This is a genomic window from Streptomyces sp. NPDC036822 (assembly GCF_055609145.1).
In genome coordinates, this window is sequence record NZ_JBVJPY010000004.1 from 554,683 (window position 1) to 580,965 (window position 26,283).

The 26,283-nt window shown below is 74.0% G+C and carries 26 protein-coding genes and 1 pseudogene; 22 read left to right on the top strand and 5 right to left on the bottom strand.

All coding sequences use genetic code 11. The annotated features are described in order from the left end of the window. Positions 1-303 precede the first annotated feature (303 nt). From nadE to ACZ68P_RS13090, 3 genes are all read left to right on the top strand, one after another. The gene (gene nadE, locus ACZ68P_RS13080; protein WP_471005503.1) at positions 304-1,134 is read left to right on the top strand and encodes an ammonia-dependent NAD(+) synthetase; all 831 of its coding nucleotides are present in this window, start codon (positions 304-306) and stop codon (positions 1,132-1,134) included. 147 nt (positions 1,135-1,281) lie between these two features. After that, entirely contained in the window at positions 1,282-1,668 is a 387-nt protein-coding gene (locus tag ACZ68P_RS13085; protein ID WP_365715666.1) for a VOC family protein, read from the top strand. Between the two features lie 100 nt (positions 1,669-1,768). Beyond that, positions 1,769-2,173, top strand: a complete 405-nt coding sequence (locus ACZ68P_RS13090) for a nuclear transport factor 2 family protein (RefSeq protein ID WP_365715667.1) — start codon at positions 1,769-1,771, stop codon at positions 2,171-2,173. A 19-nt stretch (positions 2,174-2,192) separates the two neighbouring features. Here the strand turns inward: ACZ68P_RS13090 and ACZ68P_RS13095 are convergent, their stop codons facing one another. Continuing rightward, positions 2,193-3,161 carry an LLM class F420-dependent oxidoreductase gene (locus ACZ68P_RS13095; RefSeq protein WP_471005505.1) on the bottom strand — a complete coding sequence of 323 codons (969 nt, stop codon included), beginning with the start codon at positions 3,159-3,161 and terminating at the stop codon, positions 2,193-2,195. 103 nt (positions 3,162-3,264) lie between these two features. Here ACZ68P_RS13095 and ACZ68P_RS13100 point away from each other — a divergent pair, with 103 nt between their 5' ends. From ACZ68P_RS13100 to ACZ68P_RS13125, 6 genes are all read left to right on the top strand, one after another. Beyond that, a complete protein-coding gene (locus ACZ68P_RS13100; RefSeq protein ID WP_471005506.1) occupies positions 3,265-3,510 on the top strand; it encodes a DUF6381 family protein in 246 nt (81 codons plus the stop codon). Positions 3,511-3,545: 35 nt separating this feature from the next. After that, a complete protein-coding gene (locus ACZ68P_RS13105) occupies positions 3,546-4,199 on the top strand; it encodes a UdgX family uracil-DNA binding protein (protein ID WP_471005507.1) in 654 nt (217 codons plus the stop codon). A gap of 127 nt (positions 4,200-4,326) precedes the next feature. After that, positions 4,327-5,577: a cytochrome P450 gene (locus ACZ68P_RS13110; protein WP_471005508.1), complete on the top strand. Its 1,251-nt coding sequence runs from the start codon at positions 4,327-4,329 to the stop codon at positions 5,575-5,577. A gap of 78 nt (positions 5,578-5,655) precedes the next feature. Continuing rightward, positions 5,656-6,345: an ABC transporter permease gene (locus ACZ68P_RS13115; protein ID WP_471005509.1), complete on the top strand. Its 690-nt coding sequence runs from the start codon at positions 5,656-5,658 to the stop codon at positions 6,343-6,345. Beyond that, positions 6,342-7,019: an ABC transporter permease gene (locus ACZ68P_RS13120; RefSeq protein WP_471005510.1), complete on the top strand. Its 678-nt coding sequence runs from the start codon at positions 6,342-6,344 to the stop codon at positions 7,017-7,019. The genes ACZ68P_RS13115 and ACZ68P_RS13120 overlap by 4 nt, the downstream gene beginning before the upstream one ends. Beyond that, complete coding sequence (locus tag ACZ68P_RS13125) at positions 7,016-7,969, top strand: ABC transporter substrate-binding protein (protein WP_471005511.1); 954 nt, start codon at positions 7,016-7,018, stop codon at positions 7,967-7,969. Before ACZ68P_RS13120 ends, ACZ68P_RS13125 begins: the two co-directional genes overlap by 4 nt. A gap of 54 nt (positions 7,970-8,023) precedes the next feature. On the opposite strand, the gene ACZ68P_RS13130 is transcribed toward ACZ68P_RS13125, so the two are convergent. Next, complete coding sequence (locus ACZ68P_RS13130; RefSeq protein ID WP_471005512.1) at positions 8,024-9,187, bottom strand: ABC transporter ATP-binding protein; 1,164 nt, start codon at positions 9,185-9,187, stop codon at positions 8,024-8,026. A gap of 222 nt (positions 9,188-9,409) precedes the next feature. Here ACZ68P_RS13130 and ACZ68P_RS13135 point away from each other — a divergent pair, with 222 nt between their 5' ends. The 4 genes from ACZ68P_RS13135 to ACZ68P_RS13150 all read left to right on the top strand — a co-directional run bounded on the left by ACZ68P_RS13135 (position 9,410) and on the right by ACZ68P_RS13150 (position 13,610). Next, positions 9,410-10,516, top strand: coding sequence for a glycoside hydrolase family 5 protein (locus ACZ68P_RS13135; protein WP_471005514.1), 1,107 nt, complete (start codon positions 9,410-9,412; stop codon positions 10,514-10,516). A 105-nt stretch (positions 10,517-10,621) separates the two neighbouring features. Then, entirely contained in the window at positions 10,622-11,920 is a 1,299-nt protein-coding gene (locus ACZ68P_RS13140) for an alpha/beta fold hydrolase (RefSeq protein ID WP_471005516.1), read from the top strand. Positions 11,921-11,978: 58 nt separating this feature from the next. Then, entirely contained in the window at positions 11,979-12,731 is a 753-nt protein-coding gene (locus ACZ68P_RS13145; RefSeq protein WP_471005518.1) for a PIG-L deacetylase family protein, read from the top strand. A 42-nt stretch (positions 12,732-12,773) separates the two neighbouring features. Further along, positions 12,774-13,610, top strand: a complete 837-nt coding sequence (locus ACZ68P_RS13150) for an enoyl-CoA hydratase/isomerase family protein (protein ID WP_471005520.1) — start codon at positions 12,774-12,776, stop codon at positions 13,608-13,610. 1 nt (position 13,611) lies between these two features. Here the strand turns inward: ACZ68P_RS13150 and ACZ68P_RS13155 are convergent, their stop codons facing one another. The 3 genes from ACZ68P_RS13155 to ACZ68P_RS13165 all read right to left on the bottom strand — a co-directional run bounded on the left by ACZ68P_RS13155 (position 13,612) and on the right by ACZ68P_RS13165 (position 16,721). Continuing rightward, complete coding sequence (locus tag ACZ68P_RS13155; RefSeq protein WP_471005521.1) at positions 13,612-14,391, bottom strand: VOC family protein; 780 nt, start codon at positions 14,389-14,391, stop codon at positions 13,612-13,614. A gap of 325 nt (positions 14,392-14,716) precedes the next feature. After that, positions 14,717-15,616, bottom strand: a complete 900-nt coding sequence (locus ACZ68P_RS13160) for an SDR family oxidoreductase (protein ID WP_471005522.1) — start codon at positions 15,614-15,616, stop codon at positions 14,717-14,719. Between the two features lie 139 nt (positions 15,617-15,755). Continuing rightward, complete coding sequence (locus ACZ68P_RS13165) at positions 15,756-16,721, bottom strand: NAD(P)/FAD-dependent oxidoreductase (protein ID WP_471005524.1); 966 nt, start codon at positions 16,719-16,721, stop codon at positions 15,756-15,758. Positions 16,722-16,785: 64 nt separating this feature from the next. Between ACZ68P_RS13165 and ACZ68P_RS13170 the strand changes: the two genes are divergently transcribed. From ACZ68P_RS13170 to ACZ68P_RS13210, 9 genes and pseudogenes are all read left to right on the top strand, one after another. Beyond that, positions 16,786-17,370, top strand: coding sequence for a helix-turn-helix domain-containing protein (locus ACZ68P_RS13170; protein ID WP_471005526.1), 585 nt, complete (start codon positions 16,786-16,788; stop codon positions 17,368-17,370). Between the two features lie 101 nt (positions 17,371-17,471). Beyond that, positions 17,472-18,440 carry an NADPH:quinone oxidoreductase family protein gene (locus ACZ68P_RS13175; RefSeq protein WP_471005527.1) on the top strand — a complete coding sequence of 323 codons (969 nt, stop codon included), beginning with the start codon at positions 17,472-17,474 and terminating at the stop codon, positions 18,438-18,440. Beyond that, the gene (locus tag ACZ68P_RS13180; RefSeq protein WP_471005529.1) at positions 18,437-19,618 is read left to right on the top strand and encodes an acyl-CoA dehydrogenase family protein; all 1,182 of its coding nucleotides are present in this window, start codon (positions 18,437-18,439) and stop codon (positions 19,616-19,618) included. The genes ACZ68P_RS13175 and ACZ68P_RS13180 overlap by 4 nt, the downstream gene beginning before the upstream one ends. Continuing rightward, positions 19,615-20,712 (top strand): annotated as a pseudogene (locus tag ACZ68P_RS13185) (acyl-CoA dehydrogenase family protein). The gene ACZ68P_RS13180 and the pseudogene ACZ68P_RS13185 overlap by 4 nt, the downstream one beginning before the upstream one ends. A 111-nt stretch (positions 20,713-20,823) precedes the next feature. Next, positions 20,824-22,428 (top strand): ABC transporter substrate-binding protein, encoded by a 1,605-nt coding sequence (locus ACZ68P_RS13190; RefSeq protein WP_471005531.1) that lies wholly within the window; start codon positions 20,824-20,826, stop codon positions 22,426-22,428. A gap of 23 nt (positions 22,429-22,451) precedes the next feature. After that, positions 22,452-23,417 (top strand): ABC transporter permease, encoded by a 966-nt coding sequence (locus ACZ68P_RS13195; protein WP_471005627.1) that lies wholly within the window; start codon positions 22,452-22,454, stop codon positions 23,415-23,417. Beyond that, a complete protein-coding gene (locus tag ACZ68P_RS13200; protein WP_471005534.1) occupies positions 23,410-24,246 on the top strand; it encodes an ABC transporter permease in 837 nt (278 codons plus the stop codon). The genes ACZ68P_RS13195 and ACZ68P_RS13200 overlap by 8 nt, the downstream gene beginning before the upstream one ends. A gap of 212 nt (positions 24,247-24,458) precedes the next feature. Next, positions 24,459-25,361, top strand: coding sequence for an ABC transporter ATP-binding protein (locus tag ACZ68P_RS13205; RefSeq protein ID WP_471005628.1), 903 nt, complete (start codon positions 24,459-24,461; stop codon positions 25,359-25,361). A gap of 203 nt (positions 25,362-25,564) precedes the next feature. After that, a complete protein-coding gene (locus ACZ68P_RS13210) occupies positions 25,565-26,221 on the top strand; it encodes an ABC transporter ATP-binding protein (RefSeq protein WP_471005536.1) in 657 nt (218 codons plus the stop codon). Positions 26,222-26,283: the final 62 nt, after the last annotated feature.

The following is a 26,283-nucleotide window of genomic DNA, read 5'->3' on the forward strand; positions in this document are numbered from 1 at the left end:
TGACACGGCCGTGGCGGACAGGCCCGCTCGACCCGACGCGCCTCGGACCGGAACGGGAGAGACTGCCGCAGGTCGCTGCAACGACAGCCAGCAACTTGCTGCAACCTCTTGCGAGTCGGGAAGTTACCCGCACATGACAGAGGCGTAAAGGGTCCGCGCACGCGGAATCCGCTGAAGGGGCGGCGTGCGCCCGGGCCACCGCCGCTCCGGTCGGCGCGGCGGCGATCGCCTAGAGTCGGACCCGGTCCGGGCGCCGCCGCCCGGCCTCCCTCCCTGACCGCGCCCCACCCCGAGGAGCACCCCGTGACCGACCCGGCGTCCACCGCCACGCAGCAGCAGATCGCCCGGGAACTGGAGGTTTCCGAGACCTTCGACCCGGGCGCGGAGATCGAGCGCCGGGTGGCCTTCCTCACCGAGCGCCTCACCGCCACGGGGCTGCGCTGTCTCGTGCTCGGGATCAGCGGCGGCGTGGACTCCACCACCGCGGGCCGGCTCTGCCAGCTGGCCGTCGAGCGGGCGCGGGCCGCCGGCCACGAGGCGACCTTCTACGCCATGCGGCTGCCCTACGGAGTCCAGGCCGACGAGCAGGACGCCCAGCTGGCCCTCGGCTTCATCGCCGCCGACCAGGTCCTCACCGTGGACATCAAGCCCGCGGCCGACGCCGCGCTGGAGGCCTGCGTCGCCGGGGGAGTGGCGTTCCGCGACGCCCACCACCAGGACTTCGTCCAGGGCAACATCAAGGCCCGGCAGCGGATGATCGCGCAGTACGCCGTCGCGGGCGCCCGCGACGGCCTGGTCGTCGGCACCGACCACGCCGCCGAGGCCGTCTCCGGCTTCTTCACCAAGTACGGCGACGGCGCCGCGGACGTCGTCCCGCTGACCGGCCTGACCAAGCGCCGGGTCCGGGCGGTCGCCGAGGCCCTGGGCGCGCCGTCCGCGCTGGTCTGGAAGACCCCGACGGCCGACCTGGAGACCCTGGACCCGGGCAAGCCCGACGAGGACGCGCTCGGCGTGACCTACGACGACATCGACGACTTCCTGGAGGGCAAGCCGGTCGGCGATGCCGCCTTCGCGTCGATCGTCCGCCGCTACGAACTCACCGAGCACAAGCGCAGGCTCCCCCTGGCGCCCTGACCGCGCGCGCCCCCGCCGCCGGGCATGGTGGACGGGTGATGTGGCGCGACCATCCGGACGCCTCCGCGTGGCGCGGGTCCGGGTGGTCGGCCCGGTGGTGTGCCCTGAGGGGGCGACTCACGGCGTCATCCCGGAAGGAAGACCTCCATGCTCGGACAGTCGGCCGCGTTCAGCGGCTTCTCGGTGAACGACCTCGGCGAGGCCCGGCGTTTCTACGCCGACACGCTGGGCCTCCCGGTCGAGGAGACCGGCGAGGGGGACATGCGGATGCTCACCCTCAGCCTCGGCAGCGGCGCCAAGGTGATGGTCTACCCGAAGGACGACCACACGCCCGCGACGTTCACGATCCTCAACTTCCCCGTGGACGACGTCGAGGCCGTCGTCGACGAACTCGTCCGTCGTGGGGTGACCTTCGAGAAGTACCCCCAGTTCGACGCGGACGAGAAGGGCATCGTGCGGGCCGGGGGCGGGCCCACGATCGCCTGGTTCACCGACCCCGCCGGGAATGTCCTCTCCGTCCTGCGCGACAGCTGACGCCCCTCGGGAAGGGCCTCGGCGGATCGCCCCGGGGGAGCGCGCCTGCTGTTACCCTCATCCGCACCTAGTCAACTAGTTGCTTATGGGGTGGGTCCGCATGCATCCGTTCCGCCAGGCCGTCGAGGCCGACGACCACGCCGCCATCGAGGCCCTGCTCGCCGAGGAGGTCGTCTTCACCAGCCCGGTGGCCTTCAAGCCGTACGCGGGCAAGGCGATCACCGCCGCGATCATCCGCGGGGTCGGCCGGGTCTTCACCGACTTCCGCTACGTCCGCGAGATCGCCGGTGCCGACGGGCGCGACCACGCCCTGGTCTTCACGGCGAAGGTGGGGGACAAGGAGATCAACGGCTGCGACTTTCTGCACATCGACGAGGAGGGCCGGATCGACGACTTCGTGGTCATGGTCCGGCCGCTCTCGGCGGCCACGGCCCTGGCCGAGGCGATGGGCGCGCAGTTCGACAGGATCGCGCGCGAGGCGGCGCAGGCGTCCCCGGCCGGGTGACGCCCGCCGGCGCCGGGTCTCAGAGGGAGGCGCGCAGCGCCGGCAGGAGCTCCCGCTCCGCCCACTCGATGTACGGCTCCTGGTGCTCGCCGCCGATCTGGACGAGCGCGACGTCGGTGAACCCGGCCTCGGTGTAGGGCCGGACCGCCTCGACGAAGGCGTCGACGTCCGAGCCGCAGGGAATCGACTCGGCGACGTCCTCGGGGCGTACGAACTGGGTGGCACCGGCGAAGCCCTCGGGCCCGGGCAGCTCGGAGTTCACCTTCCAGCCCCCGCCGAACCAGCGGAACTGGTCGTGGGCGCGCTTGATCGCCGCGTCCCGGTCGGGGTCGTAGCAGACGGGCAGCTGGCCGACCCGGGGCTTGCCCGCCCCGCCGTGCCGGTCGTAGGCGTCGAGGAGTTCGCTCTTCGGCTCCACGGCGATCACCAGGTCGGCGAGCCGCCCGGCGATCTCGCAGGAACGGTCGCCCGACACCGCCACCCCGATCGGCGGCGGCTCGTCGGGAAGGTCCCAGAGCCGGGCGTTCTCCACGTCGAAGTGGGCGCCGTGACGGCTCACGTTCCCGCCCTCGAAGAGCGACCGGATGATGTCGAGGGCCTCCTCCAGCATCTCCAGGCGGACGTGGGCGGCGGGCCAGCCCGCGCCCACCACGTGCTCGTTGAGGTTCTCGCCCGAGCCCAGGCCCAGCCGGAACCGCCCCTCGCTCAGCAGCTGCATCGTCGCGGCCTTCTGGGCCACGACCGCCGGGTGGTACCGGACGGTGGGACACGTCACGTAGGTCATGAGAGGGATCCGCGAGGTGGCCTGCGCGGCCGCCCCGAGCACACTCCAGGCGTACGGCGCGTGGCCCTGGCTCTCCAGCCAGGGGAAGTAGTGGTCCGAGGTCACGGAGAAGTCGAAACCCGCCTCCTCCGCCCGCACCACGTGCGCCACCAGGTCCCGGGGGCCGGCCTGCTCCGTCATCATCGTGTATCCGAAGTTCGCCATGCCCCGCGCGTTGCCGGTGGCCGCGGAGGAGAAACATCCCGGGGCGCCGTCCGGTGGTTTCTCCCCGTACGCCGGGGGAAGCCGCCGCTTGAGGAGGTGCGAGGTGACAGGACGCGAGGACGGCACGCGCGATCACGCCACGCGCGAGGGCGAGGGCGCACACGCCCGCGCCCGCTACCAGCGCGACAAGGCCGAGAACCTGCTCCAGCGGGCACGCCGCAGCGCCGATCCCGAGGAGGCCGCGCGCCTGCGCGACCAGGGAGAACAGCTCAAGGAGCGCAGCGAGCGCGCCGTGCGCGAGGAACCCGGGCCGCCCGCCGACGACCTCCACGAGGAGTACCCCGGCTGACGGGCGTCCGGCCCGGGGCGGGAGGAGGTTTCCGCATGAGCGGCACCACCGTGGGCGCCGGGCAGGAGTACGACGCCACGCCCTACCTGCCCGCGCGAGGCGGCCTGACGGCACATCGACGGGCCGCCGCCGACTGTCGCGGCTGCCCGCTCTTCGAGGAGGCCACCGCCACCGTCTTCGGCCGGGGCGACCCCGCCGCGCGCGTCCTGCTCGTGGGGGAGCAGCCCGGCGACCAGGAGGACCGGCAGGGCGAGCCCTTCGTCGGGCCGGCCGGCCGGCTGCTCTCCGAGGCGCTGCGGGACGCCGGGATCGACGAGGGCGAGGCGTACCTCACCAACGCGGTCAAGCACTTCAAGTTCACCCGCTCGGGGCCCGGCAAGCGCCGCATCCACAAGGCGCCGAGCCTGCGCGAGATGACCGCCTGCCACCCGTGGCTGGAGGCCGAGCTGCGGCTGGTCGACCCCGACGTGGTCGTCGTCCTCGGCGCCACGGCCGGCAAGGCGGTCCTCGGCCGCTCGTTCCGGGTGGGCGCCGACCGCGGCGCCCTGCTCTCCCTGCCCGGCGCGGACGGGGACGGCCCGCGGGTGGTGGCGACGCTGCACCCGTCGGCCGTCCTGCGCTCGGACGACCGCGAGACGGCGTACGCGGGCCTCGTCGCCGACCTGAGGGTGGCGGCCGGCGCGCTGTGAGCGCCCGGCCGTCGCCCGAGAGCCCGGATCTCCGCCCCGCCCCGACGAACGGGTGAAAGCGGCCCGGCCTTCGGGTGGATCGCCGGCGCAGGCGCGTGTTCCGCCGTGGAAAGGGCACCCGGGCCCCATGGCCCCCATGACACTCGACAGCACCGCCGCCCTGCTCCTCAAGGGCTACGCCTGGCTGCCCGACCGGCGCCGCCGCAACGGCGGAGCGCCCGTGCGCACCCGGCTCCTCGGGCGGCCCGCCCTCGCCCTGCACGGCCCCGACGCCGTGCGCTTCTTCTACGACGAGGAGCACATCCGGCGGCACGACGCCCTGCCCGGGCCCGTCCTGGACACCCTCTTCGGCCGAGGCGCCGTCCACACCCTCGACGGCGAGGACCACCGGGCGCGCAAGGCGCTCTTCATGACCGAGCTGACCGGGCCCGCCGCCGTCGCCGAACTCGTCGACATGGTCCGGGCGGAGTGGCAGCGCGTCTTCGCCCCGCCGCACGGCCGGGAGGTCGTCCTCTTCGACGAGGCCGCGCTGGTCCTGGCCCGCGCCGCCTGCGCCTGGACCGGCCTGCCGCTGACCGACGAGCAGATCCGGCTCATGGCCCGGGACTGCGTCGCCATGGTCGACGGCTTCGCCACCCCGGGGCCGCGTCATCTCAACGCCCGGCGCGCCCGCACACGGCAGGAACAGGTCCTGGCGGACCTGGTGGAGGAGACCCGGGCCGGCGCGACCCGTGCGCCCGCGACGCCGTTCGACGCGATCGTCCGCCACCACGACGCCGACGGCACGGTCCTCGACCCGCACACCGCGGCCGTCGAACTGCTCAACATCGTCCGTCCCATCGTCGCCATCGCCTGGTTCGTCACCTTCGCCGCCCACGCCCTGCACCGGTGGCCCGAGCAGCGCCACCTGCTCCGCGAGGACGACGGTTCGTACGCGGAGCCGTACACCGAGACCTACGCCGAGCCCTTCGCCCACGAGGTCCGCCGCTTCTACCCCTTCGCCCCCTTCGTCGGGGGCCTCGCCGCCACGGACCTCCGGCTGGACGGCGCCGACATCCCCGCCGGCACCCTCGTCCTGCTCGACGTCTACGGCCAGAACCACGACCCCGCGCTCTTCGAGGACCCCTACCGCTTCGACCCGGAGCGGTTCCTCCGCCGGCCGCCGCACCGCGACGAACTGATCCCGCAGGGCGGGGGCGACGCCAAGAGCGGCCACCGGTGCCCCGGCGAGGACATCACCGTCGCCGTGCTCGCCGCCCTCTCGACCGAACTGGCCCGGCTCGACCACACGGTCCCCGAGCAGGACCTGCGCATCCCCCTCCACCGGGTGCCCACCCGCCCCCGCAGCGGATTCCTGATCGTTCCCCACCCCGGCTGACAGGCCGGGGAGCCCTGGGCGGCCCCGAACGGCCCGGTCCCGCGTGCGGCCGCGCGGGGCCCGGCCTGGAATGGGGTGATGACCGCGCCTCCCGACGACTGCCTCGCGCGCAACGAGTGGATCTGCGGCGCCTATCTGTCCTCGCGGCGTGAGATCCTCACCGACGCCGTCGTCCAGCACCTCCAGCTGACCTCGGTCTCCATCGCCCTCGGCGTGCTGCTCGCCGTGCCCCTCGCCGTCGCCGCCCGCCACCGGCGCTGGAGCGCCGGGCCCGTGCTCGGGGTGACGACGATCCTCTACACGATCCCCTCCCTCGCGATGTTCTCGCTGCTCCTGCCCCTCTACGGGCTGAGCGCCTCCCTCGTCGTCGCCGGGCTCGTCCTCTACTCGCTCACCCTGCTCGTACGGAACCTCCTCGCCGGGCTCCGCGCCGTCCCCGAGGACATCCGCCAGGCCGCCCGCGGCATGGGCTACGGCCCCGTGCGCCTGCTGCTCGCCGTCGAGCTCCCCCTCGCCCTGCCCGCCGCCATGGCGGGCCTGCGCATCGCCACCGTCTCCGCCGTCTCCCTGGTCACCATCGGCGCGATCGTCGGCCACGGCGGCCTCGGCAACCTCATCTACTCCGGAATGAACACCTACTTCAAGGCGCAGGTCCTCACCGCCTCCGTCCTCTGCGTCCTCATCGCCGTCGTCGCCGACCTGCTCCTCCTCGGCCTGCAACGGCTCCTGACCCCATGGACGGCGCCGGCCCGCGGGCGGGCCGCGTGAACACCCTCGCCGCCACCTGGGACTGGCTGACGGACGCCGCGAACTGGTCCGGCGAGAACGGCGCCGGCCGCCGCCTCGTCGAGCATCTGCTCCTCACCGTGGTCTGCCTCGCGCTCAGCTGCGTCCTCGCGCTGCCCGTCGCGCTGGTCCTCGGACACCTCGGCAAGGGCGGGGCCCTCGCCGTCAACCTCTCCAACGTCGGCCGCGCGGTCCCCACCTTCGCCGTCCTGGTCCTGCTGCTGCTCAGCCCGGTCGGCGCGTACGGCTGGTGGCCCACGATCATCGCCCTGGTGCTCTTCGCCGTACCTCCCCTGCTCACCAACGCGTACGTGGGGATGCGCGGTGTCGACGCCGACGTGGTCCGGGCCGCGCGCGGCATGGGGATGACCGGGAGCCAGACGCTGTTCCGGGTCGAGCTCCCGCTCGCCCTGCCGCTCGTCCTCACCGGCGTCCGCGTCGCCGCCGTGCAGCTCGTGGCCACCGCGACCGTCGCCGCGCTGGCCGGCGGCGGCGGGCTCGGCCGCATCATCACCGCGGGGTTCAACCTCGCGTCCACCCCGCAGGTCGTCGCCGGAGCCGTCCTGGTCGCGCTCCTCGCGCTCGCCGTGGAGGGCGTCTTCGAAGCGACCCGGCGGTGGCTCGCCCCCGCCTGGACGCGGGGGAGCGCCGGATGAGGCGGCACCGGACGCCCCGCGTCCTCGCCGTCCTCCTCGCCCTCGGCGGCTGCGCCACCGGACCGTCCCTGGAGGACCGGGGCGCCCTCACCGCCCCGCCCGGAGACAGCCGGCGGCTCACGATCGGCACGGCGGGGTTCACCGAGAGCGAGCTGCTCGCCCGGATGTACGCGCTGCTCCTCGAACACGCCGGCTACGACACCGAGATCCTGTCCGTCACCAACCGGGAGCTGTACGAACCGGCCCTGGAGAGCGGTCAGGTCGACGTCGTACCGGAGTACGCGGCGACGTTCGCGGACTGGCTCAACACCAAGGTCAACGGCCCCGACGCGCCGACCGTCGGCTCGCCCGACCTCGCCGCCACGATGACCGCCCTGCGCGGCCTCGCCGGCCCCCGCGGACTGACCGTCCTCGACCCCGGCCGGGCCGTCGACCAGAACGCCTTCGCCGTCACCTCCGCCTTCGCCGGCCGCCACCGGCTGAGGACGCTCAGCGACCTGGGAGCGGCGAAGCTGCCCGTACGGCTCGCGGCGGGCGACGAGTGCGTGCGGCGGCCCTACTGCGCGCCCGGGCTGAGGGAGACGTACGGGATCGACGTCACGGCCGTCGACCCGAAGGGCGTGGGCACCACCCAGGCCAAGCAGGCGGTGCGGAGCGGCCAGGACCAGATGGTCCTGACGACGACCACGGACGCGACCCTGGACGACTTCGGGCTCGTCCTGCTGGAGGACGACCGGCGCCTGCAGAACGCCGACCACATCGTCCCCGTGGTCAACCGCTCCCGGGCGGGCGGCGAGGGGGTCACCCGCGCCCTCGGCCGCCTCAACACGGTCCTCACCACGGCCGATCTGGCCCGCATGAACGAAGAGGTGGACAGCTGGCGCCGGCTCCCCGAGGACGTGGCGAGGAACTACCTCGTCGGAAAAAGGCTCCTTCCGGCCGGTGACTGACCGACGGTGAAGCGGCCGGCCCCGCCGGCGGAGCGCCGCCCGAAGGCGCGGCCCTCAGGCGTCGGCGATCGAGTCGAACTGGACCTCGCCGCGCCCGACGCCCCGCACGTCCGCGTCGACCGAACGGCGCAGCGCCTCGTGGAGTCCCGCCGGGGTCAGGACGCCGAGGAAGCGCGGACCGTCGAGGACGGCCACCCAGCCCGCGTCGTGCTGAAGCATCTCGCTGAAGGCCCGCTTCAGCGGGGCGCCGACCGGCACCCACGCCTCCATCCGGCGCGCCAGGTCACCGACCGTGCCCTCCTCGCCGGCGAGGGCCAGCGCCTCGGCCGCCACCCAGCCGTGCAGCTCGCCGCCCCTTCCGAGGACCACCGCCCACCGTGCCCCGTCGGCCCGCAGCCGGGCCGCGGCGGCGGAGGCCGCCTCGTCCACGCGGGCGACCGGCGGCTGTTCGAGGTCGTCCGGCTCGATCGCGGTGACCGACAGCCGCTTGAGGCCGCGGTCCGTGCCGACGAACTCGGCGACGTACGGGGTGGCCGGGGCGCCGAGGACGGCCGCCGGTGTGTCGAACTGCTCGACGCGCCCCTGGCCGTACACCGCGATCCGGTCGCCCATCCGGACGGCCTCCTCGAGGTCGTGGGTGACCAGGAGGACCGTCTTGCGGACGGTGGCCTGGAGGTTCAGGAACTCGTTCTGCAGCCGTTCGCGGACCACTGGGTCCACCGCCCCGAACGGTTCGTCCATGAGCAGGACGGGCGGGTCGGCGGCCAGCGCCCGGGCCACTCCGACCCGCTGGCGCTGTCCGCCGGAGAGCTGGGCCGGGTACCGCCCGCCGTACGTCCCGGGGTCGAGACCGACGAGGTCGAGGAGTTCGGCGGCGCGGGCCCGGGCTCTCGACCTCTTCCACCCGAGGAGCGCCGGCACGGTCGCGGCGTTCTCCAGGACCGTGCGGTGCGGGAAGAGGCCGCCCTGCTGGATGACGAAGCCGATGCTCCTGCGGAGCCTGACCGGGTCGACCGTGGAGACGTCCTCACCGTTCACCAGGATGCGGCCCGAGGTGGGCTCGATGAGCCGGTTGACCATCATCATCGTGGTCGTCTTGCCGCAGCCTGACGGACCGACCAGGGTGACCAGTTCGCCCTCGGCGACCTCGAAGGAGAGGCCGTCGACGGCCGTGGTGCCGTCCGCGTACACCTTGCCGACCTGCTCGAACCGGATCATGGACCCACGCTAGGAGCGGTGCGTGCGCCGCGCACGGGGACCGGGGCCGTCCGGGAGGCTCCGGACCGGCGGGCCACGGCGGCTCCGGGGCGGACGGGAGCTGCCGCGCGGACGGCCCGCTGAACACCGTCTGTTGTCATGACCCTTGCGAGGCCGTCGGTCCGGCTGCTATCCATTGGTTAGGAAACTTTCCTTTCAATCCATCGTTCCGTGGAGACCCCCATGACATCGGCACGATCGGCTCGTCCTCACCTCCGCTCCCTCGGCGCCGTCGGCGCGGCCGTGGCCGCCCTGCTCCTCGGCCTCGCCGCCTCACCGCACCAGACCGCGGCCGCCGCCCCCGCGCCCGTCAACGGCGACCCCGCCGCGGCCGCCGCCCCCGTCGCCGGAAGCCCGGCCGCGGTCAACGGACAGCTCAAGGTCTGCGGCACCAAGCTCTGCAACCGGTACGGCAAGCCCATCCAGCTGCGCGGCATGTCCAGCCACGGCACGCAGTGGTACAGCCAGTGCCTCACCGGCGGCTCCCTCGACGCCCTCGCCAAGGACTGGAAGGCGGACGTCCTGCGCGTCTCCACCTACGTCCAGGAGGAGGGGTACGAGACCGACCCACGCAAGTACACCGACCTGGCCCACTCGCTCATCGAACAGGCCACGGCCCGTGGGATGTACGTGATCGTCGACTGGCACATGCTCGACCCGGGCGACCCCCACCACAACCTCGCCCGCGCGAAGACCTTCTTCACCGAGATCGCCCAGCGCCACGGCGCCAAGGCCAACCTCCTCTACGAGATCGCCAACGAGCCCAGCGGCGTCTCCTGGTCCCGCGTCAGGAGCTACGCCGAGCAGCTCATCCCCGTGATCCGCGCCAAGGACGCCGAGACCCCGGTCCTCGTCGGCACGCGCGCGTGGTCCTCGCTCGGCGTCTCCGAGGGCGCGAACGAGTCCGAGGTCGTCGCCGACCCGGTGAGGGCCTCCAACATCATGTACACCTTCCACTTCTACGCGTACTCGCACCGCGACGAGTACCTGAAGACCCTCTCCCGCGCCGCCGACAAGCTGCCCGTCTTCGTCACCGAGTTCGGCACCCAGAACTACGCCGGTGAGGGCACCGACGACTTCGCCATGACCCAGCGCTACCTCGACCTCATGGCCGCCAAGAAGATCAGCTGGGTCAACTGGAACTTCTCCGACGACCACCGCAGCGGCGCCGTCTTCCGCCCCGGCACCTGCGACGGCAACGGCCCGTGGACCGGGACCTCCGCACTCAAGCCCGCCGGAGTGTGGATCCGGGAGCGGATCAGGACCGCCGACGACTTCCCGACCTCCTGACACCTCCCGGACGGACGGGCATCCTTCCGGCGCCCCCTCGATGCGCCCCCGCTCCACGCCCTGTGATCCACTGGGCGGGCGGGGGCGCATCGAACAGGAGCGGCAGTGCCCCGTTACCGCCAGCCCGGCCTCGTCCTCACCGACCACCGCTTCAGCGTGCCGCTCGACCACGCCGATCCCGAGGGAGAGCGGATCGAGGTCTACGGACGCGAGGCCGTCGCGAGCGACCAGGCCGGAGCGGACCTTCCCTGGCTGGTGTACCTGGAGGGCGGGCCCGGCTTCGGCGCACGCCGCTTCGTCGGCCGGCAGGCCTGGCTCGGCCGGGCCGTCCAGGAGTTCCGCGTCCTCCTCCTCGACCAGCGCGGCACCGGACACTCCACCCCGGCGAACCGTCAGACCCTGCCCCTGCGCGGAACCCCGCGGCAGCAGGCCGACCACCTCGCCCACTTCCGCGCCGACTCCATCGTCAAGGACTGTGAGCTGATCCGGCGACGGCTCACCGGCGGCGCCCCCTGGACCGTCCTGGGCCAGAGCTTCGGCGGCTTCTGCGCCGTCCACTACCTCTCCACCGCCCCCGAGGGCCTGGAGACCGTCCTGATCACCGGGGGCCTGCCCTCCCTGCACCACACCGCCGACGAGGTCTACCGAGCCGCCTTCCCGCGCATGCGGCGCAAGGCCGAAGCCCACTACGCCCGCTATCCGCAGGACGTCGAACGCGCCCGCCGGATCGCCTCCCACCTCGTCGAACGCCCGGTCACCCTCCCGAACGGCGGCCTGCTCACCGCGCCGTCCTTCCAGTCCCTCGGCAACCTCCTCGGCGGCGGCGAGGGCACCCACCAGCTCCACCTCCTCCTGGAGGACGCGTTCGCCCCGACCGTCGAAGGACCGGCCCTGTCGGACGCCTTCCTGGAGAACGTCCAGAACCTCCTCTCGTACGCGGGACACCCGCTGTACGCCGTGCTCCACGAGGCGATCTACGCCCAGGGGCAGGGGCCCACCGCCTGGGCCGCCGACCGGGTGCGCGCGGAGTTCCCCGGCTTCGACGCCGCGAAGACCCTCACCGGCGACGCCCCGCTCCTCTTCACCGGGGAGACCGTCCACCCCTGGCACTTCGAGACCGACCCGGCGCTGCGCCCGCTGCGCGAGACCGCCCACCTCCTCGCCGAACGCGCCGACTGGGCACCGCTCTACGACCCGGCACGCCTCGCGGCCAACGAGGTGCCCGTCGCCGCGGCCGTCTACCACGACGACCTGTACGTCGACACCGCCCACTCTCTGGAGACCGCCCGCGCCATCCGCGGCCTGCGGACCTGGGTCACCGACGAGTTCGAGCACGACGGCGTACGGGCGGGCGGCCCCCGCGTCCTCGACCGGCTGCTCGCCCTCGCGCGGGGCGAGGGCTGACGCCGGCGCGGACGTTCACGGCGCGGTCGATCCGGGGTGAAACCCCTATCCTGCGCTCATGATCGACACGAACACCCCGCTCCTGGAAGAGATGCCGGACGACTGGACGCGGGCCCTCGCCGTCGTCGCCCACCCCGACGACCTGGAGTACGGCTGCGCCGCCGCGGTCGCCGCCTGGACGGACGCCGGCAAGGAGGTCGCGTACGTGCTCGCCAGCCGCGGCGAGGCCGGGATCGACTCCCTCGACCCCGCCGTCTGCGGCCCGCTGCGCGAACAGGAGCAGCGCGACAGCGCGGCCGTCGTCGGGGTCGCGGTGGTGGAGTTCCTCCACCACCGTGACGGGGTGATCGAGTACGGCCCCGGTCTGCGCCGCGACATCGCGGCGGCCATCCGGCGGCACCGCCCCGAGTTGGTCGTCACCCTCAACCACCGGGACACCTGGGGCCCGGCGGTCGGCGGCGCCTGGAACACCCCCGACCACGTCGCGGTCGGGCGGGCCACGCTCGACGCGGCGGGCGACGCGGGCAACCGCTGGGTCTTCCCCGAGCTGGTCGAGCAGGGCCTGGAGCCGTGGGACGGAGTCCGCTGGGTCGCGGTCGCCGGAACGACCACCCCGACCCACGCCGTCGACGCCACGCCCGGCCTGGAACGCTCCGTCCGCTCCCTGCTCGCCCACCGCGCCTACCTCGAAGGGCTGACGGACGCGGACCCGGAGGAGTACGTCCGTACCTTCCTCGCCGGCAACAACCAGCGTTTCGCGGACCGGTTCGGCGGCCGTCCCGCCGTCGCCTTCGAGGTGTTCCCGCGCTAGCCTGACGGTCCGTCAGTGGGTGGGGGAGTGGGGTGAGGCACGGTGATCGACACGCTCGACAGGGAGATCCCGGAGGGCGAGCGGCGTCTCTCGCTGCACGTCGGCGAGGACGGGATCGGTGTGCTGACCCTGTGCCGGCCCGAGAAGCTGAACGGCTGGAGCTGGGAGGCGAGCCGCCAGCTCGGCATCACGGCCGACCGGATCCGCTTCGACGACCGGGTCCGGGTCGTCCTGCTGCGGGCCGAAGGGCGCGCGTTCTGCGCCGGCATCGACGTCACCGCGCCCGGCGGCGCGATCACGGGCCGCTCGGCCGCCGAACGGACCCAGCGCTACGCCGAAGGCATCCGCTGGGTCCACGAGCGCTTCGCGGCCTTCGCCCGGCTCCCGCAGCCGGTCGTGGCCGCCGTCCAGGGCTACTGCCTCGGTTTCGGCTTCGAGCTCGCGCTCATGGCCGACGTGCGCCTGGCGGCCGACGACGCGGTCTTCGCGCTGCCCGAGGCCGGCATCGGTGTCGCGGTGGACGCGGGCGGCGACCTGCGGATCGCCCGCGAGGCGGGCGCCGGCTGGGCGAAGTACCTGGCGCTCACCGGCCGCCGCATCGACGCGGCCACCGCCGAGCGCCTCGGCCTCGTGCAGCGCGTCACGCCGGCCGGCGAACTCGACGCCGCCGCCCGGGAGACGGCGGCCGCCATCGCGGCGGCGGCGCCCCTCGCCGTACGCGCGATCAAGCGGGACATCGACGCCTACGCCGACCACGGCCTGGACGCCGCCCTCGACCGCGCCGCCCTCGCCTCGGCGCTCACCCTGACGTCCGAGGACGCCCGCGAGGGTTACGCGGCGAAGGCGGCCCGTAGGCCCCCGCGCTTCGAAGGCCGCTGACCTACGTCTGAGGCGCGGGCTTGAGGACGGCGAAGGCGGCGCCGAAGGGGTCCGCCAGCCAGGCGATCCGCCCCACGTCCGGAACGTCCGCCGCCGGCATCAGGACCGACCCGCCGGCGCTCTGCGCCCGGGCGGCCGTCTCGTCCGCGTCCGCCACGGCGAAGTAGGGGATCCAGCGCGCCGTGTCCCCGCCGTCCCCCAGCGCGGCGATCCCGCCGAACGAGGCGTCCTGCTGGTCGCCCTCGGCCGTGGACAGCACCCGGTAGGTCATCCCCGGGGCGTCCATGTCCTGCGACCGCCAGCCGAACAGCCCGCCGTAGAAGTCCACGGCGGCCGCCGGGTCGCCGACGTGCAGCTCGGCCCAGCAGAGGGTGTTGTTCTCGGAGGTCTTCTCCAGGCCCATGCGCCCGGGCGGCTGCCGCACGGCGAACTCGGCGCCGCCCGGGTCGGTCAGCTGGGCCATCCGCCCGGCGTCCGGGATGTCGAAGGGCTCGGCGCGCACCCGTCCGCCGGCCTGCGCGGTGGCCTTCGCGGTGGCGTCCGCGTCCGGGGTCTGGAAGTAGAGCATCCAGGCGGAGCCCGCCCCTTCCTCGGTCAGGGCCCCGAGGGCCGCGACCGTCTTGCCGTCGAGCTGGAAGAAGCCGTAGTCGACGTCCTCCTGGCCGACGGGAGCGAATTGCCAGCCGAAGACGCCGGAGTAGAACGCGGCGGCGGCCGCCGTGTCGGGGCTGCCCAGGTCGAGCCAGACGGGGGAGCCCGTGGTGAAGTCCGTACCGAGCATGCGAGGGCCCTGCCTTTCAGCGTGCGGAGGCCGTCCGGCCACCACAGCCGATCCTCGCCGCGCCGCCCGGGCGCCGCAGCCCGGGCGTCCCCGGATTCATCCGCACGGCCTAAGTCGCGTCCGTCACGTCTCGCCCGGGCTGCGACGCCCTGCACGTGCTCCCCCGTAGCCCTTCGGGCAGGGGAGGTGCCCCCGGCCGCGTTGTCGTCGGTCGCCATGGCTCCGCCATGTCTCCCTCCTCCGCCTTGCGATCGCACGCACCGGACGCCGCAGCCCCCGCCCTCCGGGCGGACGCCGACACCTTCCGGACACTCCGCAGCGCCCGTCAGACCTCGAACCGCCCCCGCCCCAGTTGTTCGCGCACCGGCACCACCGGATCGCCGACCACGCTCCGGCGCTGCCAGTTCGCCCCGTCGACCACGAGCGTGTGCCCGCTGACGAAACGGGCGTAGGGCGAGGCGAGGAAGGTCGCCGCCCAGCCCAGCTCGCGGGGCAGGCCCACCCGCAGCGCCGGCTGCCGCCCGTCGGGCGCCCCTGCGCGGTCGAGACCGGCCCGGATGCCGGCGGTCATGTCCTCGTGCGGCATCAGCCCGGGCACCAGGCCGTTGACCTGGATCCCGTACGGTCCCCACTCCACCGCCAGCGTCTCCACCAGGTTCTTGACCCCGGCCTTCGCCGCCGCCGAGTGGGCGAACCCGGGGCCGCCGGTCCACGCGTACGAGGCGCCGACGTTCACCACCGAGCCCGGGGTCCGGGCGGCGAGATGGCGTCGGGCGAACTCCCGGGTCACGAACCAGGTCCCCGTCAGCGTGATGTCGACGACCGCCCGCCAGCCGTTGGGCGACAACTCCTCGGCCGGTACGGGAAAGTTGGCGGCCGCGTTGTTCACCAGGACGTGCGGCCGGGAGCCGAGCGCCGCCTCGCAGGCGTCGAAGGCCCCCGCGACGGCCTCCGCGTCGCGGATGTCGCAGACGGCGGCCGCCACCCGGGTCCCGCCGACGCGCGCGAGTGCGACGCGGGCCGCCTCGAGCCGGGCGGCCGTCCGGCCGACGAGCATCAGCTCGGCCCCGAGGCGGGCGAACTCGGCGGCGATCGCCTTGCCCAGCCCCGAGCCTCCGCCGGTCACCAGGACCACCCTCCCGTCGTACGTCCCCGGCGGCAGCGCGCTCGCGCCGAGCGGGGGAGGTGCGGGCAGTCCCGGCGGGTCGGTCGCTTCGTCGGTCATGCGGCATCGATAGCGCGGGGGCCGTGAGAACGGAAGGCCCGCCGGCGGACCGGGTGCCGGCACCCCGCGCGGGGCACCGCTCCCCGCCGCACTCGGCCGGCCGCTCCGGCGCCCCGGGGCGGACCCGTCACCCCCGGTGTCATCCCCGTCGGCTCGCGGACGCGGCCTTCCGGTCCAGGTCGGTGAGGATCAGCTCCCCGTTGATCGCCGCGCCCGCCCGGTACCCGCCGCTCGCCGCGTTGATCACCTGCTCCGCCGGCCCGACCGCGTTGCCCGCTGCCCAGACCCCCGGGACGCTGGTCCGCCCGGTCGCGTCCACCGCCACGAACGGCCCGAACGGCGTCTCCTCGGTCGTGGCGCCGAGCGCCGTCAGCAGCCCGTCCCGGGGCGACAGGAGCGTCCCGGCGAAGAGCACCGCACGCTCCACGACCCGGCCGTCGGCCAGCCGCACGCCGGTCAGCCGGTCCTCCTCGACGACCAGCCCGGACACCTCGCCGGTCACCACGGTGATGCCGGCCGCCGCCACCCGCGCCCGGTCCTGCGGGGACAGGGGCGCGGCCGTGTGGAGGAAGAGGGTCACGTCGTCGGACCACTGGGACACCATCAGGGCCTGGTGCGCGCCCATCACCGGGTGCGCGATCACCCCGAACGCCTGGTCGCGGACCTCCCAGCCGTGGCAGTACGGGCAGTGGAGCACGTCCTTCCCCCACCGCTCCGCCACTCCCTCGATCGCCGGGAGTCCGTCCACCAGGCCCGTGGTCACGACCAGCCGGCGCGCGCGGACCGTCCGTCCGCCGTCCAGGGTGACCACGAACCCGTCGGCCCCGTCCGGGGCCGCCTCCGTCACCCGCCCCGCCGTCCACTCCACCCCGTACGCCGCGATCTCCCGCCGCCCCTCCGCCAGGAACGCGGCCGGGTCCATCCCGTCCCGGGAGAGGTAGCCCTGCATGTGGGCGGCCAGGGCGTTGCGCGGCTCGCCGGCGTCGACCACCAGGGTCCGGCGCCTCGACCGGCCGAGGACCAGAGCGGCGCTCAGCCCCGCCGCGCCACCTCCGACCACCACGACGTCGTACCGCTGTCCGGGAGTGTGCTCGTGTTCGCTCATGCCACGACTCTCACTCCGGCGGTCGTCACTTGACAAACGTTCTTGCCGTTTCTGCAATGGACTCATGACCGATGACGAACGCATCGACGAGGTACTGAACGAGGTCGGTCCGCGGCTGCGCCGCATCCGGCACGAGCGGGGAGCCACCCTGGGCGATCTCTCCGCCTCCACCGGCATCTCGGTGAGCACGCTCTCCCGCCTGGAGTCCGGGCACCGCAAGCCCAGCCTGGAGCTGCTGCTCCCCATCGCCCGCGCCCACCAGGTGCCCCTCGACGAGCTGGTCGGCGCGCCGCCGGTCGGCGACCCGCGCGTGCGGGCCAAGCCGATCGTGCGCCACGGCCGCACCATGTTCCCGCTCACCCGCCAGCCCGGCGGCCTGCAGGCGTACAAGGTCGTGCAGGACAAGCCGTACGAGAACCCCGATCCGCGGGTGCACGAGGGGTACGAGTGGCTCTACGTCCTCTCCGGCAGGCTGCGGCTCGTCCTCGGCGAGCACGACGTCGTCCTGGTCGCGGGAGAGGCGGCCGAGTTCGACACGCACGTGCCGCACTGGTTCGGGCCCACGGACGACGGCCCGGTGGAGTTCCTGAGCCTCTTCGGGCCGCAGGGTGAGCGCATGCACGTGCGAGCCCGGCCGAAGAACTCCTGAGGGCGGGCGAGAAAGTCGCGGCATACGGTTCCTCCACATCAAGCGACCGCTTAGTATGCGACCGACCGGGCAGTACGGACGACCGCTGGTGGAGGAGCTCCATGCAGGCATGGCGAGTGCACGAGAACGGCGAGCCGGGCGAGGTGATGCAGCGCGACGAGGTGGACGTGCCCACCCCGGGCGAGGGGCAGCTCCTCCTCAAGGTCCGCGCCGCGAACATCAACTTCCCCGACGCCCTGCTCTGCCGCGGGCAGTACCAGGTGCGGCCGCCCCTGCCCTTCACCCCCGGGGTGGAGATCTGCGGCGAGACCGAGGACGGCCGGCGGGTCATCGCCACCCCCGTCCTTCCGCACGGCGGCCTCGCGGAGTACGCCGTGGCGGACGCGGCGAGCGTGCTCCCGGCCCCCGAGGCCCTGGACGACGCCGAGGCCGCAGCGCTCCACATCGGCTACCAGACGGGCTGGTTCGGCCTGCACCGCCGCGCCGCCCTGAAGGAGGGCGAGACGCTGCTCGTCCACGCCGCCGCCGGCGGAGTCGGCAGCGCCGCCGTCCAGCTCGGCAAGGCGGCCGGCGCCACGGTCATCGGCGTGGTCGGCGGCCCCGAGAAGGCCGAGGTGGCCCGTGCGCTCGGCTGCGACGTCGTCATCGACCGCCGCTCCGAGGACGTCGTCGCCGCCGTGAAGGAGGCCACCGGCGGCCGGGGAGCGGACGTGATCTACGACCCGGTCGGCGGCGCCGCCTACGCCCAGTCCGCCAAGGTCGTCGCCTTCGAGGGCCGGATCGTCGTCGTCGGCTTCGCCAGCGGCTCGATCCCCTCGCCCGCGCTCAACCACGCCCTGGTGAAGAACTACGCGATCCTCGGCCTGCACTGGGGCCTCTACAACCTCAAGGACCCGGCCGCGATCCCGCGCTGCCACGAGACCCTCACCGCGTACGCGGCCAAGGGGCTGATCAAGCCGCTGGTCAGCGAGCGCGTCGCGTTCGCCGACGCGGCCGACGCCGTGCAGCGGGTCGCCGAGGGCGTCACCACCGGCCGTCTGGTCGTTCTTCCGGAAGGAGCCCGGGCATGACGGACGCCGCCGAACTGCTCGACCGCACCCGGCGGCTGCTCGCCGAGCACCCGCCCGCCACCACCCCGCGCGAGGACTTCCTGCGCGCACGCTTCGACGCCGGGCTCGCCTGGGTGCACTACCCCGCCGGCCTTGGCGGACTCGACGCGCCCCGCTCGCTCCAGGCCGTCGTCGACGCCGAACTCGCCGCGGCAGGCGCCCCCGACAACGACCCGCGCCGGATCGGGATCGGCCTCGGCATGGCCGCGCCGACCCTCCTCGCCTACGGCTCCGACGAGGTCAAGCAGCGCTTCCTGAAGCCGCTCTGGGTCGGCGAGGAGGTGTGGTGCCAGCTCTTCAGCGAACCGGGAGCCGGCTCCGACCTCGCCGCGCTCGGCACCCGGGCGGTCCGGGACGGCGACTCCTGGGTGGTCAACGGCCAGAAGGTGTGGACGTCCAGCGCCCATGTCGCCCGCTGGGCCATCCTCATCGCCCGCACGGACCCCGACGTGCCCAAGCACCGCGGCATCACCTACTTCGTCTGCGACATGTCGGACCCCGGTGTCGAGGTACGGCCGCTGCGCCAGATCACCGGCGAGGCCGAGTTCAACGAGGTCTTCCTCACCGACGTCCGGATCCCCGACGCCCACCGCCTCGGAGAGGTCGGCGACGGCTGGCGGGTCGCCCAGACCACGCTCATGAACGAGCGCGTCACCATCGGAGGCGCCCGCATCCCGCGCGAGGGCGGCATGATCGGCCCCGTCGCCGCGACCTGGCGCGAGCGCCCCGAGCTGCGCACCCACGACCTGCACCGCCGCCTGCTCGACCTCTGGGTCGACGCCGAGGTGGCCAGGCTCACCGGCGAGCGGCTGCGCCAGCAGCTCGTCGCCGGACAGCCCGGCCCCGAGGGCAGCGCCATGAAGCTGGGCTTCGCCCGCCTCAACCAGGCCATCAGCGGCCTGGAGGTCGAACTCCTCGGCGACGAGGGGCTGCTGTACGGCGACTGGACCATGCGCCGCCCCGAACTGGTCGACTTCACCGGCCGGGACGCCGGCTACCGCTACCTGCGCTCGAAGGGCAACTCCATCGAGGGCGGTACGACCGAGGTCCTGCTCAACATCGTCGCCGAACGGGTCCTCGGCCTGCCCGCCGAACCCCGCAACGACAAGGACGTCGCCTGGAAGGACCTCGCCCGATGACCGACCTCCTCTACTCCGAGACGGAAGACGACCTGCGGGCGGCGGTCCGCTCGCTGCTCGCCGACCGGGCCGGCGCGCAGACGCTGCTCGGCCGGATCGAGGGCGAGAGCCCGTACGTGCCGGGCCTGTGGAAGTCCCTCGCCGGCGAGATCGGCGCGGCCGGACTGCTCGTACCCGAGAAGCTCGGCGGCCAGGGCGCGAGCCACCGCGAGGCGGCCGTGGTGCTGGAGGAGCTGGGCCGCGCGGTGACGCCGGCGCCGTACCTCACCAGCGCCGTGGTGGCCACCGAGACCCTGCTCGCGCTGGACACGGAGACCGGGCCCGTCGCCGGCCTCCTCGCCGACCTCGCCGCCGGGCGGAGCGTGGCGGTCCTCGCGCTGCCGCTGCCGACCGGCCCCACCGCCGCGCTCCCGTCCTCCGGCACGGGCGGCGACGGCGCGCTCACGGTGTCCGGGGTCGCCGACGCCGTCGTCGCCGACGTCTTCCTGGTACCGCGCGCGGACGGGCTCCACGCCGTCCCGGCCGCCGAGGCCACCGTCGAGCCGCGGACGCCGCTCGACCTGACCCGGCCCCTGGCCACCGTCACCACGGGCGCAGCCGCCGGCACCCGGATCGCCGACGCGGACACCGCCGCCGAGGCCGTCCGGCGCGGTCTGCTCGCGGGCGCCGGGCTGCTCGCCTCCGAGCAGCTCGGCCTCGCGGAGTGGTGCCTGGAGGAGACCGTCCGGCACACCCGCGAGCGGTACCAGTTCAACCGCCCGGTGGCCTCCTTCCAGGCGCTCAAGCACCGGATGGCACAGCTCTGGCTGGAGATCGTGAACGCCCGAGCGGCGGCCCGCGCCGCCGCCGACGCCCTGGCCACCGGCAGCCCCGAGGCCCCCCTGACCGTCGCCGTCGCCCAGGCGTACTGCTCCCGGGTGGCCGTCCACGCGGCCGAGGAGTGCGTGCAACTGCACGGAGGCATCGGCATGACCTGAGAGCACCCGGCCCACCTCGCGCTGAAGCGGGCGAAGTCGGACCAGATCGCCCTCGGTTCGGCCGGCTTCCACCAGGACGCGATCGCGGAACTGGTGGGTCTCCCGGCTCCGGCGTGAGCCGGGAGGTCAGGCCGCGGTAAGGGGCCCCCGTGCCCACACCCCTTTACATACTGTTTAATTGCGAGTTGTTCGCAACAACGGTTGATCTTCAAGAGGGGTGTGGGCACCATGACCGCCCGATCCATACGCGGCGCGGCCGCCGCGACGCTGGCCGGAACCCTGGCCGTCACCGCGGCGGCCTGCTCGAACCCCGGCGGACCCGCCTCGGGCTCCGGCGGCCCCACGGATTCCGCGGTCGTCGGCATCGCCTACGAGCCCGAGACCCTCAGCCCTCTCCTCGGCTACGGCAAGGACGGCAACTCCAAGATCTTCGACGGGCTCCTCGCCTTCGACGGGACCATGAAGCTGCGGCCCGCCCTCGCCGACGCCCTGCCCCGGGTGAGCCCCGACGGACTGACGTACACCTACACGCTCCGCACCGGCGTGACCTTCAGCGACGGCCGCCCCTTCTCGGCCAAGGACGTCGTCTTCACCTACCGGACGATCCTCGACCCGAAGACCAACAACCCCTCGCGGACCGAGCTCGACGCCCTGAAGGACGTCAAGGCCGTCGGCGAGCACACCGTCGTCTTCACCCTGAAGTACCCCTACGCGCCCTTCGCCGAGCGGACCGTCCTCGCCATCGCCCCCGAGCACGTCGCGGCCGGCCAGGACGTCAACTCCGGCCCCTTCACCACCCGGCCCATCGGCACCGGCCCCTACGTCCTCACCGGCTGGTCCAAGGGCGAGAAGCTCAGCTTCAATGCCAACCCCCGCTACTGGGGTGGGGCCCCGCAGGTGAAGAAGTTCACCATGGCGATCATCAAGGACGACGACGTCCGCGCCACCCGGCTGCGCTCCGGCGACCTCGACGGCGCCATCCTGCCGCCCAACCTCGCGGCCGGTTTCACGAACGACAAGGCGAAGAAGACGTACGCCGCCACGACGTACGACTACCGCACGGTCACGCTCCCCACGCACCACCCGGTCACGGGAGACACCGCCGTCCGCCGCGCCCTCGACATCGCCGTCGACCGGCAGACCATGGTCGACAAGATCCTCGAAGGCGCCGGAAAGCCCGCCTACGGCCCCGTACCCACCGACAGCGCGTGGTTCGCCAAGGGCACCGAGCGCCGCCACGACCTCGCCGGCGCCCGGAAGATCCTCGACGAGGCCGGCTGGAAGCCGGGTCCTGACGGCATCCGCGTCAGGAACGGCGTACGGGCCCAGTTTCCGCTCTGGTACCTCTCCGGGGACAAGCTCCGCCAGGACCACGCCCTCGCCTACGCCTCCGACGCCAAGAAGGCCGGCATCGACATCAGGACCCAGGGCGGCACCTGGGAGGTCATCGAGCCGCGCATGAGGACCGACGCCGTCCTCGCCGGCGGCGGCTCGCCCGGCGACCCCGACTTCGACCAGTACCTCCTCCTGAAGTCCACCCTCGGCGGCGACGGCTTCAACAACATGGCCTGGTACGACAACAAGGCCGTCGATCAGGCCCTGGAGGCCGGCCGGCGCACCGACGACCTCACCGCGCGCCGGGCCGCGTACGACACCGTGCAGCGCGAGCTGGTCAAGAACCCCGGCTACACCTTCCTCACCCACATCGACCACCTGTACGTCGTCGAGGACCGCTGGACCGGACTGTCCACGCAGACCGAGCCGCACGACCACGGTCTCGCCGCCGGCCCCTGGTGGAACGTCGAGACCTGGAAGCCGAAGGACACGCGGTGAGCCGTCGCCTCCCCTGGGGGGCCATGGCCCGGATGACGGGACGGCGGGCGCTGTTCGCCGTCCCCGTCCTCCTGGCGGTCACCTTCGCGGTCTTCGCCGTCGCCGCGGCCTCCCCCTTCGACCCCGTCAAGGCGTACGCCGGCACCGCCGGACTCACCTCCTCGCAGGAGAACCTCGACCAGTTGCGCGCCAACCTCGGCGTCGACCGGCCGCTCGTCACCCGCTGGTGGGACTGGCTCACCTCCGCCCTGCGCGGCGACCTCGGAGACTCCAGCGTGATGCGGCAGCCCGTCGCCGACGTGATCGCCGAGCGGATCGGCTGGTCCGCGCTCCTCGCCGTCACCGCCTTCCTCCTCGCCATCCTCCTCGGTACCACCCTCGGGGTCCTGGCCGGACGCCGCCGCGGCGGTTGGCTCGACCGGACCGTCAGCTCCGCCGCGTACACCCTGGAAGCGGCCCCCGCCTTCTGGCTCGGCCTGCTCGCCATCTGGTTCTTCGCGCTGAAGCTCGGCGCGCTGCCGGCCGGCGGCCTCACCGACACGGCCAGCGACACCGTCACCTTCGGCCAGGTCGCCGCACACCTCGTGCTGCCCGCCGCCGTCCTCGGCGTCACCCAACTGCCGTGGTTCTTCCTCTACGTCAGGCAGGGCGTCGGCGACGCCCTGGAGGAGGACCCCGTCCGCGGGGCACGCGCGCGCGGGCTGCGGGAGCGCACCGTCCTGCTCGGCCACGCCCTGCGCTCCGGCATGCTGCCCATGCTCACCCTGGTCGGCTCCCGCGTCCCCGAACTCATCACCGGAGCCCTGCTCGTGGAGACCGTCTTCAGCTGGCCCGGCATCGCCGCCGCCACCGTCCAGGCCGCCACCTCCGTCGACTTCCCGCTGCTCGCCGCGCTCACCGTGCTCGCCACGGCCGCGGTGCTCCTCGGCAACCTCCTGTCCGACCTGCTGTACGGCCTCGCCGACCCGAGGGTGGGCTTCGATGGCTGACCCCCGCACCCGGCGCGTCCGCTTCTGGTCCTCCGCCGTGATCGTCGGCGCCGTCGTCCTCGCCGTCCTCGTCGTCCCCCCGGTCGTCCGTCTCGACGAGCAGGCGGTCGAACTGTCCCGCAAGCTCCTGCCGCCGTCCTGGGAGCACCCGTTCGGGACCGACGACGTCGGCCGGGACCTGCTGCTGCGCAGCGTCTACGGGCTGCGGATCTCGCTGCTCGTGGGCCTGGTCGCCGCGCTCGTCGCCACCGTCATCGGCACCGCCGTCGGCGCCGCCGCCGGAGCGTTCGGCGGCTGGACGGACCGGTTCGTGATGCGGATCGTCGACGCCTTCTCCTCCGTACCGCACCTGCTGCTCGGCATCTTCATCGTGGCGATGTTCCGGCCGGGCGTCTGGCCGGTCATCGTCTCCGTCGCCCTCACCCACTGGTTGTCGACCGCCCGGATCGTCCGCTCCGAGGTCCTCTCGCTGCGCTCGCGCCCCTACATCGACGCGGCGGTCTCCGGCGGCGCCTCCCGGTGGCGGGTCGCCGCACGCCACCTGCTCCCGGCCGTCCTGCCCCAGGCCGGACTCGCCGCCGTGCTCATGGTCCCGCACGCCATGTGGCACGAGTCCGCGCTCTCCTTCCTCGGGCTCGGCCTCCCCAGCCACCAGGCCAGCCTCGGCAACCTCGTGCAGAGCGCCCGCTCCTCCCTGCTCGCCGGGGACTGGTGGCCGACGCTCTTCCCCGGCCTGTTCCTGATCGTGCCGACCCTGGCCGTCGCGGGACTCGCCGGAGTGTGGCGGGACCGCCTCAATCCGCGCCGTCGATCGGAGCTGATGCTGTGAACTCCCGCGCCGTCAACCCCCGCGCCTCGGACACCCCGGCCGGAGACGCCCCGGCCTCGGACACCCCGGTCCCGGACGTCCGAGCCGGTGACCCCGAGGCCCCGCACCCCCGAGCGGGGAACGTACGCGTCGTACGCGCCCTGGAGGCGGTCGCCGCCGGACGCGCCGACGACGCCGTCCTGAGCGTCCGGGGCCTGTCCGTCCGCTTCCGCATGCGCGGAGGACGCCGGGTCGCCGCCGTCACCGACGCCGACTTCGACCTGGCCGCGGGGGAGTGCCTCGCCCTGGTCGGGGAGAGCGGCTGCGGCAAGTCCGTCCTCGCCTCCGCGCTCCTCGGTCTGCTGCCCGGCAACGCCGAGACCACCGGCACGGCCCGCCTCGGCGGCGTCGACCTGCTGGCCGCCGACGAACGGACCCTGGCCCGTACGGTACGGGGCCGGCGCGTCGGACTCGTACCGCAGAGCCCGGCCGCCCACCTCACCCCCGTCCGCACCGTGCGCTCCCAGCTGGAGGAGACGGTGCGCGAACTCACCGGGGCGGCGCGGCGGGAGCGGCGCGCGGCGGCCGAGGCGGCCGCCGAACGGGCCGCCTTCCCGGCCGGTCACCTCGACCGCCACCCCCACGAACTCTCCGGGGGCCTCGCGCAGCGCGCGGCGACCGCCCTCGCCCTGATCGGGGACGCGCCGCTGCTGCTCGCCGACGAGCCGACCACGGGGCTCGACCGTGACCTGGTCGAGCGGACCGTCGACGAGCTGCGCCGCCACACCGACGAGGGCCGGGGGCTGCTGCTGATCACCCACGACCTGGAGGCGGCGCGGCGCATCGCCGACCGGGTGGCCGTGATGTACGCGGGCCGCATCGTCGAGACCGCCGCCGCACACCGCTTCTTCGGCGAGCCGGGCCCCCGCCACCCGTACGCCCGCGGCCTCCTGGACGCCCTGCCGGACCGCGCCTTCACCCCCATCCCCGGCATGCCGCCCGAACTGACCGATCTGCCGCCCGGCTGCGCGTTCGCCCCGCGGTGCGGGCGCGCGACCGCGGAGTGCGGCACGCTCCCCGTGCCGCTCGCGGGCGTGGCCTGCCACCACCCCGTGCGAGGCGGCGGCGATGCGTAGCGCCACGGCCCCGCGCCCGGGCACCCGCTCCCGCCCCGCCCGGCCGGCGCCGGCCCTCGTTCCCCACCCCGGCGGCACCCTCGGCCGGGCTTCCGGGCGGCCCCCTGGCCCGACGCCTAGCCGGGTTATCGGCCGGCCCCTCGGCCGGGTCTTCGCTCCCACCCCCGGTCACGTCCTCGCTCCCGTCCCACCCGGAGGGCCCCGTGCTTGAACTCGACGCCATCACCGCCGGTTACGACCGCCGAGCGCCGGTCTTCCGCGATGCGTCGCTGACCGTCCCGCCCGGCCGGTCCGTCGGCCTGCTCGGCCCCAGCGGCTGCGGCAAGTCCACGCTCGCCCGGGTCGCCGCCCTGCTCCACCGGCCCGACGCGGGCCGCCTCGTGCTCGACGGGACGGAGGTACGCGGCTGGCGGCACGGCGCGCCGCGCGCGCTGCGGACCTCCGTCGGGGTGGTCTTCCAGCAGCCCCGCCTCTCCGCCGACCCCCGGCTCCGGCTCGCCGACCTGATCGTCGAGCCCCTGCGCGCCACCGGCCGGCGGTCCGACGGCGAGGACCGCCTCGCCGAACTCGCCCGCGAGGTCGGCCTCACCGCCGACCTCCTCGCACGTCGCCCGCACGAGGTCAGCGACGGCCAGCTCCAACGCGCCTGCCTGGCCCGGGCCCTGGTGCTGCGCCCGCGCTGGCTGGTCTGCGACGAGATGACGGCCATGCTCGACGCCTCGACCACGGCCGCCCTGGTCGCGGCAGTCGAGGCCTACCGCACCCGTTTCGGCGCGGGGCTGCTGGCCGTGGGCCACGACCGTGTCCTCCTGGAACGCTGGTGCGACCGCACGGTCGACTGGCAGGAGTGCCTGGGCTAGGTCGTGTCCGTAAAGTCTCGCCTGGGCCGCGGCGGCTGATCCGGGCAAGATCGGCAGGACAC